This is a genomic window from Leeuwenhoekiella sp. H156, from assembly GCF_052218455.1.
GTDB classification, from domain to species: domain Bacteria; phylum Bacteroidota; class Bacteroidia; order Flavobacteriales; family Flavobacteriaceae; genus Leeuwenhoekiella; species Leeuwenhoekiella parthenopeia.
Map to the genome: position 1 here is coordinate 2,610,715 of NZ_CP197499.1, position 15,322 is coordinate 2,626,036.

Sequence of the window (15,322 nt, forward strand, 5' to 3'; positions counted from 1 at the left end):
TGCTTGAAACAAAAAAACGCCTGGGCTATAAGCTCAGGCGTTTTTGTCTTAGATCTTTGGTCTAATATCTCAAATCTACAATCTAATCCTCAAGTCCACCACGACGGGTTCCGTCACGAGGCTCGGGCCAGGTCATTTGTTCGCCGGTTCTGGAATTTACCGGTAAAACAATTTGTTCGCGTGAGGTTTTCTCTTCATCTTCACTGGCCATATAGGCTAATACAGCCGTAAGAATTACGTTGTTTTGCACATCATCCCAAACGATTTTATCATAGGTATCGCGGTTGGTATGCCAGGTGTAGTTCCAGTAATTCCAGCTTAGCGAACTTAGGTTGAAAGCAGGAGCACCCGCGGCAACAAACGAGGCGTAGTCAGAACCTCCACGACCGGGAGCTCCGGGGAAGTTGGTTTCGATTTCGGCTACTTCATCGGGCACTGCGCTTAACCAGCTGCCGAGGTAATCGTAAGCGTGTAAAAATCCGTTTCCGGAGATGTTTGCCACGCGACCGGTGCCATTATCCTGATTGAATACCGCCTGTACACCGGCTACAATTTCCGGATGGTCTTTTACAAAAGAACGCGAACCGTTAAGTCCCTGTTCTTCGCTTCCCCAGTGCCCAACAAGGATGGTGCGTTTTGGATTGGGATATACTTTTTTCAGAATACGCATAGCTTCCATCATCACGAGGGTTCCGGTGCCGTTATCGGTAGCGCCCTGAGCGCCGTCCCACGAATCAAAATGTGCAGAGAGAATCACATATTCGTCCGGTTTTTCGGTCCCTTTAATCTGAGCTATGGTATTGAAGGTTGGTGCTTCGCCCAGATCTTTAGATTGAGCCACCACCTTGATGACCGGTTTATCGCCATAATCCGCGAGGCGGTAGAGCAAACCGTAATCTTCTAAAGCGATGTCTACCATCGGGATTTTATCGGTGTAGGCCGAAAAGACTTTGTTTACGCCAAATCCGCGAGACCAGTTGCTGGTGATCACCCCAGCAGATCCGGCTTTTTCCAAAATTTTCGGTAATTCGCGTGAAGAATATCCGGTGGCTTTGATGCGGGCGTTCCAGGCATCGTTAAGCGCGTCACGCTCGGTTTTCATTTTTTCAAAAGATTCAGGAGTTGCCCATTCTTCCCAGTTTTCATCGGGTCTTCCGGTAGGCTGAGGCATAGAAACCAGCACGAACTTACCTTTAACCTGGCTCAGCATATTTTGAAAGGCCAGTGAATCTTTAGCTTCCGGAAGCACGACAACCTCGGCTTCTACACCTTTGGCAGAAGTCGAAGGGCTCCACGCCAGTTGCATGCCTTCCAGACTCACGCTGCGTGGACTCACCAAATCAATATGTGTAATCCCGCGATCCCAGGCTTTCCAAACTCCCCATTGCTGATTTTCAGCAGGGATACCCCAATCGGTATAGGTTTTAACCGCCCAGTCGTGTGCTTGTTTCATTTCAGGACTTCCTACGAGTCGGGGCCCTACAACGTCGAGCAGTTGGTGAGCAAGTAATTTAAGCTGGGAGTTTTCAGTGGCTTCGGTAACCACCGCTTTGATGGTTTCCTCCTGACTTTGGGCGCATAACCCGGCGCTTAGCAGCGAACTGAACGCAAAAGCAAAAAGCTGTTTTTTCATGGATTTGTATTTAGTTTTCCGCCTAAAGTTAGCCTACAGATGGTATTTAAATGAAAGGAATCGGACAAAACTGCCCGATTCCCTGTACAATTAATAAGGCTCTATTTTTTCAGCCTAAAAATTCTTTATTCTGCAACAGACGAAAAAACGATGTTACGAAACTTCCAGGCGGTCTGGTCGTTATTGGTTCCCAGAGTTTGTTTCAGGATGATTCCAATGAGTTTTTGCTTAGGATCTGCGAAATACTGCGTGTTGAAATAACCTCCCCACTCGAAAGTGCCCGGACTTCCCTGGCCACCTTTCGCGGAAGCGCCTTCTCCCACAACCTTAAAGGCAAGACCGTGACCGGCACCCTGATCTGCCCAGATATCACCTATTTGATTGCTCAAAATAAAGTCGACAGTAGTTGGGCTTAAAATACGTTTCCCATTAAGCTCCCCGCCGTTGACGTACATCTGTAAAAACTGCGCGTAATCAAGCGCGGTGCTTGAAAGTCCCGCTCCGCCCGAAAAGAAAGTTTGAGCACCGCTTATAGGATAGTTTGCAGCATAAAAAGCATTAGAACCGGCGTCTGTCCATTTGCCATTTTCCAGAGCTTGTACGGCAACCAGACGTTCGTGCTTTTCTTTTGGGATGTAGAAATAGGTGTCGGTCATTGCCAGAGGCTCAAAAATCTCTTCGCGCATAAATACATCCAGCTTTTTGCCGGAAAGCAGTTCAACCAGATACCCTACCACATCGATTCCCTCACTGTAGGTAAAACGCTCTCCGGGGTTGTGGTGGAGCGGCATTTTGGCAACCTTGGGTTCGTTTTCGGCCAGAGTTATGTTTTTGGTTGTAAAGCCGTCGATGATTCCGGCATCTTCAAATAGTTTTCTGAAACGGGTATCACCGTCTATCGCACCATAGCCAATCCCCGAAGTGTGGGTAAGCAAATGACGAATGGTAATGGGTTTATCTGCCAGGTGTGAGGTGTAGCTTCCGTCAGGTAATAGCGAGTCGAGTACCTGCGCATCTTTAAACTCGGGAATATACTTTGCAATGGGATCGTCTAGCTGAAATTTACCGCGTTCCCACAAAATCATCGCTGCGGTTGAGGTTATGGCTTTGGTTTGTGAAGCAATGCGAAAGATGGAAGTCGTTTCCAGTTTTTTGCCCGAAGGATCAGCCTGACCGAAAGCTTTATGGTAAACCACCTTGCCATCGCGCATCACCAGCGCCACGATGCCGGGCACCTGTTTTTCGGTTATTGCCTCGTTGGCCAGCGAGTCGATATAGCTGAGGTGATAGGTGCGCATACCTGCATCTACAGGTTTTGCAACGGGTAATTCATAGGTGTTTTGCTGGGCGAAAACGGTAAAACCGCAGAGGCATAAGCCTAAAACGAACGGCTTCAGGAATGTGTTTTTCATAAAGTTATTAGAGTTTGCTATTTACTGTTTCCGTCACTGATACTAATGATCCTGACCGATTTACCAGTGCGCAGGTTGGATAGGTTTTCTTCGTAAAGGCTTACTTTTTTCTCGAGTTTTTGAAACTGATCTAAAGTTAATTTTAAGGTGCGGTAACCTACCATATTAAACAAAAGGGTGTCCTGAGGTTGCAGGCCATTTGCCTGTTCAAAGTAGAAGACTCCGTCTTTTTTTGTGGTAACCCCTTTTTTTATCGATTTGATAAATACGTTTACGCCCATTATTGGCTCCTGAGTTTTAGCATCGGTGACTGTGCCCAAAAGTCGCTGGGCTTGTGTAGCGCCGCAAAAAAGCAAAAGCGTTAACGTGATAAGAAATTTCATAAAGGCTTGCGTTTTTCTATGAAAGATTGATTTTTAAGAAATTGAGGGCCTTAAATATAGGAAATACGCAGATACTAGTTGTTAATTTTCGACAATTTTAGGGTAATTTACACGTGTTTTGAAAATTAATGATAGATCAGATATCCGGAGCGCAGGGACTTAAACCGGTCAATGCCGGGTTTCCAGGAAGCATAAATAGCATCAAGCCCCAAATCCTGCTCAATTTGTTTTTGCAGAAGCGCCGTACCCGCGTGTGCAGTGAAATTGGTCGTGTTGAAAAAGGAAGCTTTATCGGTATAGTTTTGATAAGCGTTGTAGATAAAACTCAGGTCTACCCGGTTGAGAGGAGCAAGCTCGCGCAGATCAAGGCCGTGGCAAACTTCGCCTTTAAATTTGGGGTTTTTGGAACCAGAATTAGGCTGAGGCGTGTAAGCAAGAGGATAATCGGCTGCCGGTAGTAACGGGCTGCCTATAACCTGAAACTGCATTTCGGTACCCCGACCGGCGTTAAGCGCGGTGCCCTCGCAAAGCCCCAGGCTGGGATACAGCATTACCGACTGGTCGTTGGGTAAATTGGGCGAAGGCCGTACCGGTAGTGAGTAGGCTAAATCGTGCCGGTACCCCGTCATTGGGATTACGGTAAGCTTGACTTCTTTTTGAGATTTTAGCCAACCTTCTTTGGCCATCATTTGCGCGTATTCTCCTATGGTCATCCCGTGAACCAGCGGAACACCGGCGTGCATACCCAAAAAGCTGGTGTGTTCGGCTTCCATCACCGGGCCGTCTACATAGCTTCCGTTGGGATTGGGGCGATCGAGCACAAGGACCGGAATGCCGGCATCTGCGGCTGCTTCCATCACATAATGTAAGGTGGCGATATAGGTATAAAAGCGTACACCTACATCCTGAATATCAAAAACAATCACGTCCAGACCTTCCAGCTGCCCGGGTTTTGGTTTTTTATTGTTGCCGTAAAGCGAAATCACCGGCAAACCGGTTTTAGGGTCTTTTCCGTCTTTTACCGCTTCGCCGGCATCGGCTGTGCCTCTAAAACCGTGTTCGGGAGAAAAGACTTTTACCAGATTTACGTTTAAGCTTAAAAGCGAATCGACCAGATGGGTATAACGTTCTTCAGTATTTATTTTTTCGGCTTTAAGAATTAGCGAACTGGGATTGCCCACTACAGCCACACGCTTGTTTTTCAACATCGGGAGGTAGGCTTCGGTGCGGTTTGCGCCCAAAACCAATTCGGTTTCCTGATTTTGGGCATCAGGCAGTGAAGCTTCAGCAGCGGCTTCCTGTTTTTGTTTTCCGGGATGGTTTCCGCAGGAAATCGCAATTACAACAACTAAAAAAAAGGTACTTTTGAGCAAACGAAACGCCATAGGACGATTGAATTTTGAATATTTTACAGCTAAACGCATAATTGGTGCCAAACAGTATAAAAGTACTGCTTCGACCCCTATTATTAAAATTGCAATTATCGCAATTGTGCTGGGTATGGTGATGATGATGATTACCATCGCCACAGGTATAGGACTTCAGCAAAAAATAAAAGAAAAAGTTTCGGCCTTTAATGGCGATGTGATTGTCTCCCAGTTTGATGGCAACAACAGCGATATAACGCTCAATCCTATTCCTAAAAATCAGGATTTTTACCCCGATTTTAAAAGTGTACCCGAGGTGAGTCACGTACAGGTTACGGCTACCAAAGCCGGTGTGATACGTACACCAACCGATTTTGAAGGCATTATTGTAAAAGGCGTGGGCGCAGACTACCGCTGGGATTTTATGCAGGAGTTTTTAGTAACAGGAAGACTGCCTGACTACAGCGATAAACTCAATACCGAAATCCTGATCAGTACCTATCTCGCCAACCGTCTTGGTTTTAAAAACGGCGATAAGGTGATCGTGTTTTTCCTGAAAGAAGATGGGGGCTTTTTAAACCGCCGCTTTGATATCGTGGGGATTTACGATAGCGGTTTTCAGGAATTTGATGAGACTTTTTTGTTTGCAGATATCAGACATATTCAAAGGCTCAACAGGTGGGAAGAGGATCAGGTAGGCGCTTTTGAAGTTTTTGTAGACGATTTTGATAAGCTCGATGAGATTGGGGTCGAGATCTATAAGAATACCGATTCGTTTCTCAATACGATGACCATTAAGCAGAAATATTACTCCATTTTTGAGTGGTTATCGCTCTTTGATTTTAACATAGCACTCATCATAGCTGTGATGATCATCGTTGCCGGGATCAATATGATTGTGGCCCTGCTGGTACTTATTCTGGAGCGTACCCCGATGGTGGGGATACTCAAAGCTTTAGGCGCCAGTGACTGGAGCATCCGTAAAATCTTTATGTACAATGCGCTGTATCTGGTAGGTGTGGGATTGTTTTGGGGTAATGTTATCGGTATCGGTTTATTGTTGATTCAAAAGTATTTTGGTTTGATTACCCTAAATCCTGAAACCTATTACGTAAGCGAAGCTCCCGTGTATATAGACTGGTATTATATCGTGTTGCTCAACGTGGGTACTTTCCTGCTGTGTGCGCTGATGCTGCTCATTCCGTCTTATGTGATCACCCGTATTTCTCCGGTAAAGACTATAAAATTCGACTAATTGGTTCCGCCAAAAGGTGTAATATCCCACGACTTGCCTTGGAAACCAGGCTATTTTTCCTATGCATATCTCAAGGGCTTACTGAGCTCATTTACGTTCGCGCAGGGGCGAAAGCAAAACCGTATTAGTTTACAACTGAGAGGCTAAATTCTACAGTTGAGTAAAGCCTTTTTCTGATCGCGCAGATGAATGTTCATTTTTGAAGGGTAATTCAAAACCTTTATGATGGAAACCGCAATTAAGATCGCTATTTACATTCACGCTTTTTTTGGAGCCATCGGCCTTATAGCCGGAAGCCTTAGTTTTATGGTCAAAAAAGGAAGCAAATTCCATAAAAAATCCGGAAAGTGGTTCACGATTGGCATGTTGGCGAGTTCGGGTCTTTCGGTGCCCATTGCCAGTATGCCGGGACACGAAAACCCCTTTTTGGTGATGATTGGCTTATTTACTATTTATATGGTGTTGGTAGGCAACCGGTCTTTGCGTTTTAAAAAGCGTAAAACTGTTGCCAGTAAAGTAGATTGGGGCATTTCGGGATTTATGGCCTTAATTTCGGCGTTGATGCTTGCCGCGGGACTGCTAAAATCGGGAGAGATAGCGGTGTTGTTTCTGTTTTTTGGCGCAATTGGTCTGGTGCTGTGTTTGATGGATTTCAACTTTTTGCGAAATCCGCATAAGACTAAAACCGGCTGGCTGGTACAGCACATCGGTAAGATTATAGGGGCTTATATCGCATCGGTTACCGCTTTTCTGGTTGCAGGAACCCATCTGTCTGGTCTGGCGGTTTGGATTCTTCCGGCAGTGGTGGGCAATACGGCAACTATTTATTGGATTCTTAAGGTGAAAGGTGTAAAACTGAAGCTTCCGCTACAAAGAGCATCCTCGAGCTTTTCAGAGTAGTTGCCTGAGCGTTAATTCTTGTTAATTCGGCATAAAAATTATTCTTAAGTCTTAGATTTCTCAAAATAGAAAGTATATTCCGCTTTAAATTTGAGATAGCTTAAAAAATCACTTTATGCAGTATGCCGAAAATATTCTGGAAACCATAGGCAACACGCCGATGGTAAAAATCAACAGACTTACCGCAGATTTACCTTGTCTGGTGCTGGCTAAATACGAGACCTTCAATCCGGGGAATTCGGTAAAAGACCGAATGGCAGTAAAAATGGTTGAAGATGCCGAAGCTGCCGGAATTTTAAAACCGGGAGGAACTATCATTGAAGGTACCTCGGGAAATACCGGAATGGGGCTTGCGTTGGCTGCAATTGTGAAAGGCTATAAAATGGTCTGTGTTATTTCAGACAAACAAAGCAAGGAGAAAATAGATATTCTTAAAGCGGTGGGCTGCGAAGTAGTGGTTTGCCCAACCGATGTGGCACCCGATGATCCGCAGTCTTATTACAGTACCTCACGCCGCCTGGCCGAAGAAACACCCAATTCCTGGTACGTCAATCAATACGATAACCCGAGTAACTGCAAGGCGCATTTTGAATCAACCGGCCCGGAAATCTGGGAACAGACGGCAGGCAAAGTAACCCATTTTGTGGTTGGGGTTGGTACCGGCGGAACTATCTCAGGAGTAGGTGCCTATCTTAAAATGAAAAACCCAAACGTGAAAGTCTGGGGTGTTGATACCTACGGATCAGTCTTCAAAAAATACCACGAGACCGGTATTTTTGATGAAAACGAAATTTATCCCTACATCACCGAAGGAATTGGCGAAGACATACTCCCGCTCAATGTAAATTTTGATTTGATTGACGGCTTTACCAAGGTAACCGACAAAGACGCCGCAGTTTACACCCGCCGTCTTGCCAAGGAAGAAGGTTTTTTCCTGGGCAATTCGGCAGGTGCAGCTATAAAAGGATTACTTCAGCTTAAGGAACATTTTACCAAAGATGATGTGGTAGTAGTTCTTTTTCACGATCACGGCAGCCGCTATGTGGGCAAAATGTATAATGATGCCTGGATGCGCGAAAAGGGTTTCCTGGATTAAAATTAGCTGTCCTCGCGGGTTATATTCATTTTTAAAATCTGATAATCTGAATCTTCACCACTTGCTTTCAGCACGATAGCCGACCCTGAATACGTTTCTGTATTTTCATTTTTCGTTTTGACTGTGTAGCGTAAAGGCAATGCTACTTCAGTACCATTAGCATTGGTATTTACGGTTGCATCCTGTGTAAAACTGACCGTTATGGTTTCAATTTCAGCGTTTTCTTCTGCAAATTCAGAAGCTGTTCCCCGGTCACCGGAGCGTGACATTTGCTCATAAGCTTCGGTAAAATCGCCGCGGTCAAGAGCAGCGAAATACTTATTTACTACTTGTTTGGCACTTACAATTTCGGCTTTATTTTGAGCTGAATCGCTGTCATCTGCAGGAATCATATCCTTGCCTTCCACGACAGGCCCTTCGCGTTCTTCCAGCTGAATTTCGTTATCGCTGTTTGTTTTTCGATCTCCACATGATACGGTAAAAATTCCGGCAGCAAGGAGAAGTGTAAAAATTGATTTTTTCATAATACATTATTTTTTTTAAAGGTATTGGAGCTGAGGCTTGAAGCCTATTAAGGTTGTGCTAAAATTGCTTTAACTTTATCCTAATGAACGAGGCTTTTTTACATTATCTCTGGAAGTTTTTAAAATTTGAAGACGCCACTTCAGAGTCTGGCGTGTTTACAACTGCCGGGCAGACCGTACAAATCCTTAAACCGGGAATGCACAACCAGCTTGCGGGCCCCGATTTTTTCAATGCTCAGCTGCGTATAGACGGGCAGCTCTGGGCCGGTAATGTCGAGATTCATCTCAAAAGTTCAGACTGGTATTTGCACAATCACGAGCAGGATGAAGCCTACGCAAATGTTATTTTACACGTGGTTTGGGAAGATGATTGTGCGGTATTTGATAAAGCCAACCAACCCATACCCACCTTAGCTTTAAGTGAGCGCGTCCCCCAGAAACTATTGCATTCTTACCAAAATTTGCTCAAACGGGATCAGAAGCGTTTTATTAACTGTGAAACCGATTTTGGAGAAATCCCGGCATCTGTTTTTGAGCCCTGGCTTGAGCGGGTTTATTTTGAACGTCTGGAGCGAAAAGTACTTGAGGTCGAAGCTCAGCTTGACGAACTTCAGGGCGATTGGGAAGCGGTATTGTTTGTGAGGCTGGCGCGTAGTTTTGGTACGCTGGTCAATGCCGAAGCATTTGAAGAACTCGCCAGGGGCATTCCGTTTACGGTAGTTCGTAAGCTGAGTACTGCGTCGGGATTGCTCGAGCCCGTGCTTTTAGGTCTGGCCGGGTTATTGCCCGAAGAAACGCAGGAAGCAGCAGTGCGCAAATGGAAGCAGGATTTTGAATTTGCCAGAACTAAGTTTAATCTTTCGCCCGGCCTCAACCATCAGATGCAGTTTTTCAAACTGAGACCGCCTAATTTTCCAACGCTACGACTTTCACAACTTGCGGCTATTTACGAGCAGTCGCCCAACCTCTTTGAGGTTTGTGTGCAGACTTCAGAACGGGAAGTTTTTCAAAAAATACTAGGCGTTAAAGCTTCTGCCTATTGGGAGACGCATTACACTTTTGGGAAACTACACGCCGCCAGAGCGAAAAAACTGACTGCCGGTTTTACCGATATTTTACTCATCAATACCCTGATCCCGGTGAAATTTGCTTACGCCCGATCCCGTGGTTTAGAAATTGAAGAAGACCTGCTCAGCTTATTGACCCAGATTCCACTGGAACAGAACAGCCTGGTTGCCGGTTTTGAAACCTTGCGAAAGTTTGATAAAGATGCATTGCACAGTCAGGCTTTGATACAATTAAAGCAACAGTATTGCGACCCAAATAAATGCCTGCATTGTGGTTTGGGTAATTTTCTGCTAAGTGCAGGGCACAAATGACACTGCCCGATAAAATTTAGTAATTTGCACACAAACGGGACCAGATGAATTTGATTTCCAGAATACGGTACTTTTTTGAGCGTAACGGGTTTTACGTTTCCTCGCGGCTTGCCGACCGTATGGGGATTCGCGCTAAAAACGTGCGCCTGTTTTTTATATACCTCTCGTTTGCTACAGCAGGTCTGGGCTTTGCCGTTTATCTGGTGCTTGCCTTTTGGTTAAAGCTCAAAGATTTAGTCTATACAAAACGAAGCTCGGTATTTGATTTATAACTATGCTACAACTTTTTAGGAATCGCTTTTATGTTGCATTAAGTCTTATACTCGCTATGCTTGTTTTTGGCGTGCTGGGGTTTAAATTTTTTGCGCAGTACGATTGGACAGATGCGATCTATATGACGGTGATTACCATCAGTACGGTAGGCTTTGGTGAGGTACAGCCGCTCAATGATGTTGCCAAAATATTTACGGTTGTCTTAATTTTAGTGAGTGTTACCGTGGTGGGTTATGCGATTTCGGTAATTACCGAATTTATTTTAAGCCGAAGTAATTTTGAACTTTTAAAAGAAAAACGCGTGTTGAAGAAAATTGAAGAACTCGAGAATCACGTGATTGTGGTGGGGTATGGTCGTAACGGTAAACAAGCGGTACAGAAACTTACCACGTATGGGAAGCCCTTTGTAATTATAGAACAAAGTGAAGACGTCGTGGCTAAGTTTCAGACAGACGAGATGCTTTTTGTGACCGGAAATGCCAACGAAGACGAAATTCTTGTAAAAGCCGGTGTAGATCGCGCTTCAACGCTTATTTCGGCTTTGCCTAATGACTCAGATAATTTATTTGTAGTGCTTTCGGCCCGGCAGATGAACAAAAAAATGAAAATTATTAGCCGCGCATCTGAAGAAACAACCTATCAAAAACTAAAATTTGCCGGTGCAGATAACGTTATTATGCCCGATAAAATAGGGGGGGATCATATGGCTTCTTTAGTTGTGGTACCTGATTTGGTCGAATTTTTAGATAACCTGCAGGTCACTACGGGAGGTCGTGTTAATGTACAGGAAATCACCTATGAAGCCGTTTGCCCGGATCATAAAACCCGCACCATAAGAGATATAGACCTGCGCGCCAAAACCGGTTGCTCCATAATTGGGTATAAATCTCCATCGGGTGATTATGTGATCAATCCCGAAGCTTCCCTGCTGCTGGAGCGGGACTCCAAACTTATTGTGATAGGAAGGCCCGAGCAGATTGAAAATTTACACAAAGAATTTGCGATTTAGTAGTATGTTTACGGTGTTTAGGAGTAAAGTTTGAAAGATATTTAAAGCAATTGAACAAAACTCCTTTTTTTTTAACCTAATCACATGCTAATTCATGAAGCACATTTTTACCGCAATGCTCTTGCTAACAACCATTTTTACCGCAAGTGCACAGGATGCTGAAATCGGGATCGATCAGCAAATCGATCAGGCGTTTGCCCCCATTTCAGATTTCTTCTTTAATCTTATTTTCTTCAATGTTTTCGGGATTCCCTTTGTGTTGCTACTTCTCGTATTTAGCGCATTATTTTTTACCATCTATTTTGGTTTTCCAAACTTCCGTTATTTCGGTAATGCCATTCAAACCGTACGCGGTAAGTATGAAGATATCGAAAATCACGGAGCTAAAGTTTTGTATGGAGAAGACGGGATTGCAAACGGCGTAGATTTAAATAAGGTTGATATTGAGCAGCATATTGAAAATTTAGACAATGATCTTGCTGTAAATAATGATATTGTAGATACCATACGCGATGAGTCGTCTGCGGGCGAAGTAAGTCACTTTCAGGCGCTGGCTACTGCGGTTTCGGGTACGGTAGGTAATGGTAATATCGCCGGGGTAGCTCTTGCAATTGCTTTGGGCGGTCCCGGGGCAACCTTTTGGATGATTGTTTGCGGCTTGCTTGGGATGTCTACCAAGTTTGTAGAATGCACGTTGGGAGTGCAATACCGGGATGTGGGTGAAGACGGTACCGTTTATGGCGGACCTATGTATTACCTGACCAAAGGTTTAAAGGAAAGAGGTTTTGCTGTTTTAGGAAAAATTGCAGCGGTCATTTTTGCCATTTTCTGCATTGGCGGTTCTTTTGGTGGCGGTAACGCGGCCCAAAGCAACCAGGCAACAATAGTTTTAAAGGAGTTGTTTAGCCTTGAAAGTACCGGGGCAGGATTCTGGATTGGGGTTGTAATTGCAGTGCTTGTAGGGGTCATTATCATTGGCGGAATCAAACGTATTGCTCAGGTGACTGAGAAGGTGGTTCCATTTATGGCGATTATGTATCTCGCGGCTTGTTTTTATATTATAGCAATCAACTTTTCACTGCTTGACGATGCGTTTGCCTTGATTATGGAAGAAGCCTTTAATCCAACAGCGATAGGAGTAGGAGGTGTGATCGGAGTACTTTTGGTAGGTTTTAAACGGGCAGCATTTTCCAATGAGGCGGGTGCGGGTTCTGCATCTATCGCACACTCTGCGGTACGTACCAAATATTCGGCGAGTGAAGGGCTGGTTGCGTTGCTCGAGCCTTTTATTGATACGGTGGTTATCTGTACCATGACGGCTCTAGTCATTATCATATTCAACTTTGGCGGCTTTTTTGAATACGGAGGAGACGGCAGTGGCGCAGTGATCATTGACGGGATGTCCTACGAAGGTGCGGGGATTACCTCAAAAGCCTTTCACGAGTATATTCCGTTTTCAAATGTGTTTTTGACTATCGCGGTGGTGCTTTTCGCAGTTTCTACGATGATTTCGTGGTCGTACTACGGTCTTCAATCCTGGAAGTTTCTCTTCGGAAGAGGTAAAGTTGCAGATTTGGTTTACAAACTCCTTTTTCTAAGCTTTATCGTGATTGGTGCAGCGGCAAATATGGGTTCGATCTGGCAATTTTCTGACGCTATGATTTTTGCAATGATCTTCCCGAATATGGTTGGCTTATTCTTCCTGTTTCCGGTCGTGAAAAAACAATTAAGACGCTATCTCGATGCGATCAAATTGAAAAGGGAAGCCTTAAGCTGAGATCTTTTTATTTAGAACTATAAAACCCGAAGTTGAAAAGCTTCGGTTTTTTTGTTTTTAAAAGTTACGTGAAATTGAAAATCAGTTTTTGAAGATATTTTGAGAATTATTTAAATTTTCATCACTAAAGGGGCATTCTGCTCGTTTTTTAAAAGCGTTTACCTTTGAAAAAGCCTAATTTTTTAGCATATTGCGTCTTTCCAGGAAAAAAAGTGTTAAACCAAAAAAATCTTATGAAGAAAATTATTTTTCTTGTGTCTGTTCTTTTGCCCTTATCGGTACTTGCGCAGGACTTAAAAGTAACTGCAGACGTTTCAAACCCTACAACTCAAATTAATGACGGTGTTGCAGAATTAAAGGTTACCGGGGGAACTCCGCCCTACAGCTACAAATGGAGTAATCAAAACACACCACTTTCTTCAAACTCTGCAAGCGGTCTTACCGAAGGAATAGAGCATTATGTTGTTGTAACTGATGCTGCTGGTAATGAGGTTGCTGAAGAATTCAAGATAGAAACCGAATCGATTGTTGAAGTATTTAACGGTACCATGACTCCCGCTGTAGCCGGCTTGGGATCTGTACTTTTCTGGGATCCATTTGCGGCAGTAGGTTTGTACGATCCCGTGATCTATGCCGATTTAAAAATGATTGCAATACCGGGATGGGAAACCGGTACACCGTTTAAATATACGCTGAAAGAGTGGCTGGTTGCCGATGGTGGAAAGGTGAAAAAAGGCGAGCCTATAGCTTTGGTTGATCTGAGTAACGGGACTTCAATCACTGTAAATGCTGAAGCAAATGGTACGTTGAAGCATATCAATGAGACCGGAAGTATTATTTACAATCCGGATAATACCGAACACGTAATTCAAACCAATGCCGATGTTTTTGGGGAAATTGTCTACGACGATCCCGTCCCCTTATTACATCCTAACGGCGATAAGCAAACCACACAGATCCCATTCATTGTGGTGTGGCTTATTTTTGGTGCGGCATTCTTCACCGTGCGTATGGGCTTTATCAATTTGAGAGGCTTTAAGCACAGTCTGGAACTGGCAAAAGGTAAATATGACGATCCTGATGCACCGGGTAGTATCACCCATTTTCAGGCATTGGCTACTGCGGTTTCAGCTACTGTAGGTTTGGGTAATATCGCGGGTGTTGCGGTTGCCGTATCCCTGGGTGGGGCAGGAGCAACGTTCTGGATGATCGTCGCCGGACTACTCGGTATGTCTTCAAAATTTGTAGAGTGTACGCTGGGTGTAAAATACCGGGATATACTTCCTGATGGCCGGGTGTTTGGTGGTCCTATGAATTACCTGAGATACGGTCTTCAAAAACGAAATATGGGAGGCCTGGGTAAAGTACTTGCAGCCTTCTTCGCGATTCTTGCAATTGGGGCTTCTTTTGGTGGTGGAAATATGTTCCAGGCAAACCAGTCTTTTGAGATTTTGAGTGGTCAGTTTGGCTGGCTTGAAGGTAACGGTTTCTGGTTTGGTCTTACCGTTGCAGTGCTCGTAGGAGTCGTAATTATTGGAGGGATTAACAGTATAGCCAAAGTTACCGGTAAGATTGTGCCTATTATGGCAGGGGTTTACGTACTGGGTGCTTTAACTGTTATATTTATCAATATTGAAAATATAGGCCCTGCATTTTCTGCAATTATTGACGGGGCATTTAGCCCAAGCGCTTTAAAAGGGGGTATCCTGGGTGTACTTATAGTAGGTTTCCAGCGTGCGGCATTCTCTAACGAGGCCGGTGTAGGTTCTGCAGCTATCGCGCACAGTGTTGCCAAGACAAACCATCCGCCATCTGAAGGTTTTGTTGCGCTTCTTGAGCCTTTTATCGATACGGTTGTGGTATGTACCTTAACAGCTTTAGTTCTCATTTTTACCGGGATGCACGAAGTAACGGGTGTTGCAGGAGCAGATCTTACTTCTGACGCTTTTGGTAGTGTCATCAGCTGGTTCCCATATGTGCTTGCCGCAGCGGTATTCTTATTTGCATTTTCAACGATGATCTCCTGGTCTTACTACGGTATGCGTGCCTGGACTTATTTATTTGGAAAAAGCAAAAAATCAGAGTTACTTTATAAGATCTTATTCTTGTTCTTTGTAGTGGTAGGAGCATCGGTAAGTTTGGGAGCAGTTTTAGATTTCTCAGATATGATGATTCTGGCAATGTCCTTCCCTAACATTATAGGTCTGTATATTATGAGCGGTGAAGTTCGTGCAGATTTAAGGGAATACTTTAGAAAGTTAAAAGCCGGCGAATTGTTTAAAAAACAAAAAGTGGCCAAGAATGCTTAACTAGC

General features: G+C 44.3%; 13 protein-coding genes. 8 read left to right on the plus strand and 5 right to left on the minus strand.

The window, feature by feature from the left end; all coding sequences use genetic code 11:
• Positions 1–82 precede the first annotated feature (82 nt).
• The 4 genes from ACSSS3_RS11425 to ACSSS3_RS11440 form a co-directional block, all read right to left on the minus strand.
• Complete coding sequence (locus tag ACSSS3_RS11425) at positions 83–1,633, minus strand: M20/M25/M40 family metallo-hydrolase (protein ID WP_442844727.1); 1,551 nt, start codon at positions 1,631–1,633, stop codon at positions 83–85.
• Between the two features lie 125 nt (positions 1,634–1,758).
• A complete protein-coding gene (locus ACSSS3_RS11430) occupies positions 1,759–3,045 on the minus strand; it encodes a serine hydrolase domain-containing protein (protein WP_442844728.1) in 1,287 nt (428 codons plus the stop codon).
• A 17-nt stretch (positions 3,046–3,062) separates the two neighbouring features.
• Complete coding sequence (locus ACSSS3_RS11435) at positions 3,063–3,428, minus strand: carboxypeptidase-like regulatory domain-containing protein (RefSeq protein ID WP_442844729.1); 366 nt, start codon at positions 3,426–3,428, stop codon at positions 3,063–3,065.
• A 125-nt stretch (positions 3,429–3,553) separates the two neighbouring features.
• Positions 3,554–4,813: an exo-beta-N-acetylmuramidase NamZ family protein gene (locus ACSSS3_RS11440; protein WP_442844730.1), complete on the minus strand. Its 1,260-nt coding sequence runs from the start codon at positions 4,811–4,813 to the stop codon at positions 3,554–3,556.
• A gap of 7 nt (positions 4,814–4,820) precedes the next feature.
• On the opposite strand from ACSSS3_RS11440, the gene ACSSS3_RS11445 reads away from it, so the two are divergent.
• From ACSSS3_RS11445 to ACSSS3_RS11455, 3 genes are all read left to right on the plus strand, one after another.
• Positions 4,821–6,050 carry an ABC transporter permease gene (locus ACSSS3_RS11445; protein WP_442847424.1) on the plus strand — a complete coding sequence of 410 codons (1,230 nt, stop codon included), beginning with the start codon at positions 4,821–4,823 and terminating at the stop codon, positions 6,048–6,050.
• Between the two features lie 222 nt (positions 6,051–6,272).
• Positions 6,273–6,950: a hypothetical protein gene (locus ACSSS3_RS11450; RefSeq protein WP_442844731.1), complete on the plus strand. Its 678-nt coding sequence runs from the start codon at positions 6,273–6,275 to the stop codon at positions 6,948–6,950.
• A 115-nt stretch (positions 6,951–7,065) separates the two neighbouring features.
• Positions 7,066–8,046 carry a PLP-dependent cysteine synthase family protein gene (locus ACSSS3_RS11455; RefSeq protein ID WP_442844732.1) on the plus strand — a complete coding sequence of 327 codons (981 nt, stop codon included), beginning with the start codon at positions 7,066–7,068 and terminating at the stop codon, positions 8,044–8,046.
• Positions 8,047–8,048: 2 nt separating this feature from the next.
• Here the strand turns inward: ACSSS3_RS11455 and ACSSS3_RS11460 are convergent, their stop codons facing one another.
• Positions 8,049–8,570, minus strand: a complete 522-nt coding sequence (locus tag ACSSS3_RS11460; RefSeq protein ID WP_442844733.1) for a hypothetical protein — start codon at positions 8,568–8,570, stop codon at positions 8,049–8,051.
• A gap of 83 nt (positions 8,571–8,653) precedes the next feature.
• On the opposite strand from ACSSS3_RS11460, the gene ACSSS3_RS11465 reads away from it, so the two are divergent.
• From ACSSS3_RS11465 to ACSSS3_RS11485, 5 genes are all read left to right on the plus strand, one after another.
• Complete coding sequence (locus ACSSS3_RS11465; RefSeq protein ID WP_442844734.1) at positions 8,654–9,949, plus strand: DUF2851 family protein; 1,296 nt, start codon at positions 8,654–8,656, stop codon at positions 9,947–9,949.
• 44 nt (positions 9,950–9,993) lie between these two features.
• Positions 9,994–10,221 carry a PspC domain-containing protein gene (locus tag ACSSS3_RS11470; protein WP_228231085.1) on the plus strand — a complete coding sequence of 76 codons (228 nt, stop codon included), beginning with the start codon at positions 9,994–9,996 and terminating at the stop codon, positions 10,219–10,221.
• A gap of 2 nt (positions 10,222–10,223) precedes the next feature.
• Complete coding sequence (locus tag ACSSS3_RS11475) at positions 10,224–11,231, plus strand: potassium channel family protein (RefSeq protein WP_442844735.1); 1,008 nt, start codon at positions 10,224–10,226, stop codon at positions 11,229–11,231.
• A 94-nt stretch (positions 11,232–11,325) separates the two neighbouring features.
• Positions 11,326–13,008 (plus strand): alanine/glycine:cation symporter family protein, encoded by a 1,683-nt coding sequence (locus ACSSS3_RS11480; protein ID WP_442844736.1) that lies wholly within the window; start codon positions 11,326–11,328, stop codon positions 13,006–13,008.
• A gap of 233 nt (positions 13,009–13,241) precedes the next feature.
• On the plus strand, positions 13,242–15,317 hold the full coding sequence (locus tag ACSSS3_RS11485) for an amino acid carrier protein (RefSeq protein ID WP_442844737.1): 2,076 nt from the start codon (positions 13,242–13,244) through the stop codon (positions 15,315–15,317).
• Positions 15,318–15,322 lie beyond the last annotated feature (5 nt).

Bases quoted from the DNA above. Each gene is read 5' to 3' on its own strand.
- ACSSS3_RS11430 (WP_442844728.1), bottom strand. From the start codon at position 3,045: ATGAAAAACACATTCCTGAAGCCGTTCGTTTTAGGCTTATGCCTCTGC.
- ACSSS3_RS11485 (WP_442844737.1), top strand. From the start codon at position 13,242: ATGAAGAAAATTATTTTTCTTGTGTCTGTTCTTTTGCCCTTATCGGTA.
- ACSSS3_RS11450 (WP_442844731.1), top strand. From the start codon at position 6,273: ATGATGGAAACCGCAATTAAGATCGCTATTTACATTCACGCTTTTTTT.
- ACSSS3_RS11435 (WP_442844729.1), bottom strand. From the start codon at position 3,428: ATGAAATTTCTTATCACGTTAACGCTTTTGCTTTTTTGCGGCGCTACA.
- ACSSS3_RS11440 (WP_442844730.1), bottom strand. From the start codon at position 4,813: ATGGCGTTTCGTTTGCTCAAAAGTACCTTTTTTTTAGTTGTTGTAATT.
- ACSSS3_RS11455 (WP_442844732.1), top strand. From the start codon at position 7,066: ATGCAGTATGCCGAAAATATTCTGGAAACCATAGGCAACACGCCGATG.
- ACSSS3_RS11460 (WP_442844733.1), bottom strand. From the start codon at position 8,570: ATGAAAAAATCAATTTTTACACTTCTCCTTGCTGCCGGAATTTTTACC.
- ACSSS3_RS11465 (WP_442844734.1), top strand. From the start codon at position 8,654: ATGAACGAGGCTTTTTTACATTATCTCTGGAAGTTTTTAAAATTTGAA.
- ACSSS3_RS11425 (WP_442844727.1), bottom strand. From the start codon at position 1,633: ATGAAAAAACAGCTTTTTGCTTTTGCGTTCAGTTCGCTGCTAAGCGCC.
- ACSSS3_RS11470 (WP_228231085.1), top strand. From the start codon at position 9,994: ATGAATTTGATTTCCAGAATACGGTACTTTTTTGAGCGTAACGGGTTT.
- ACSSS3_RS11475 (WP_442844735.1), top strand. From the start codon at position 10,224: ATGCTACAACTTTTTAGGAATCGCTTTTATGTTGCATTAAGTCTTATA.
- ACSSS3_RS11480 (WP_442844736.1), top strand. From the start codon at position 11,326: ATGAAGCACATTTTTACCGCAATGCTCTTGCTAACAACCATTTTTACC.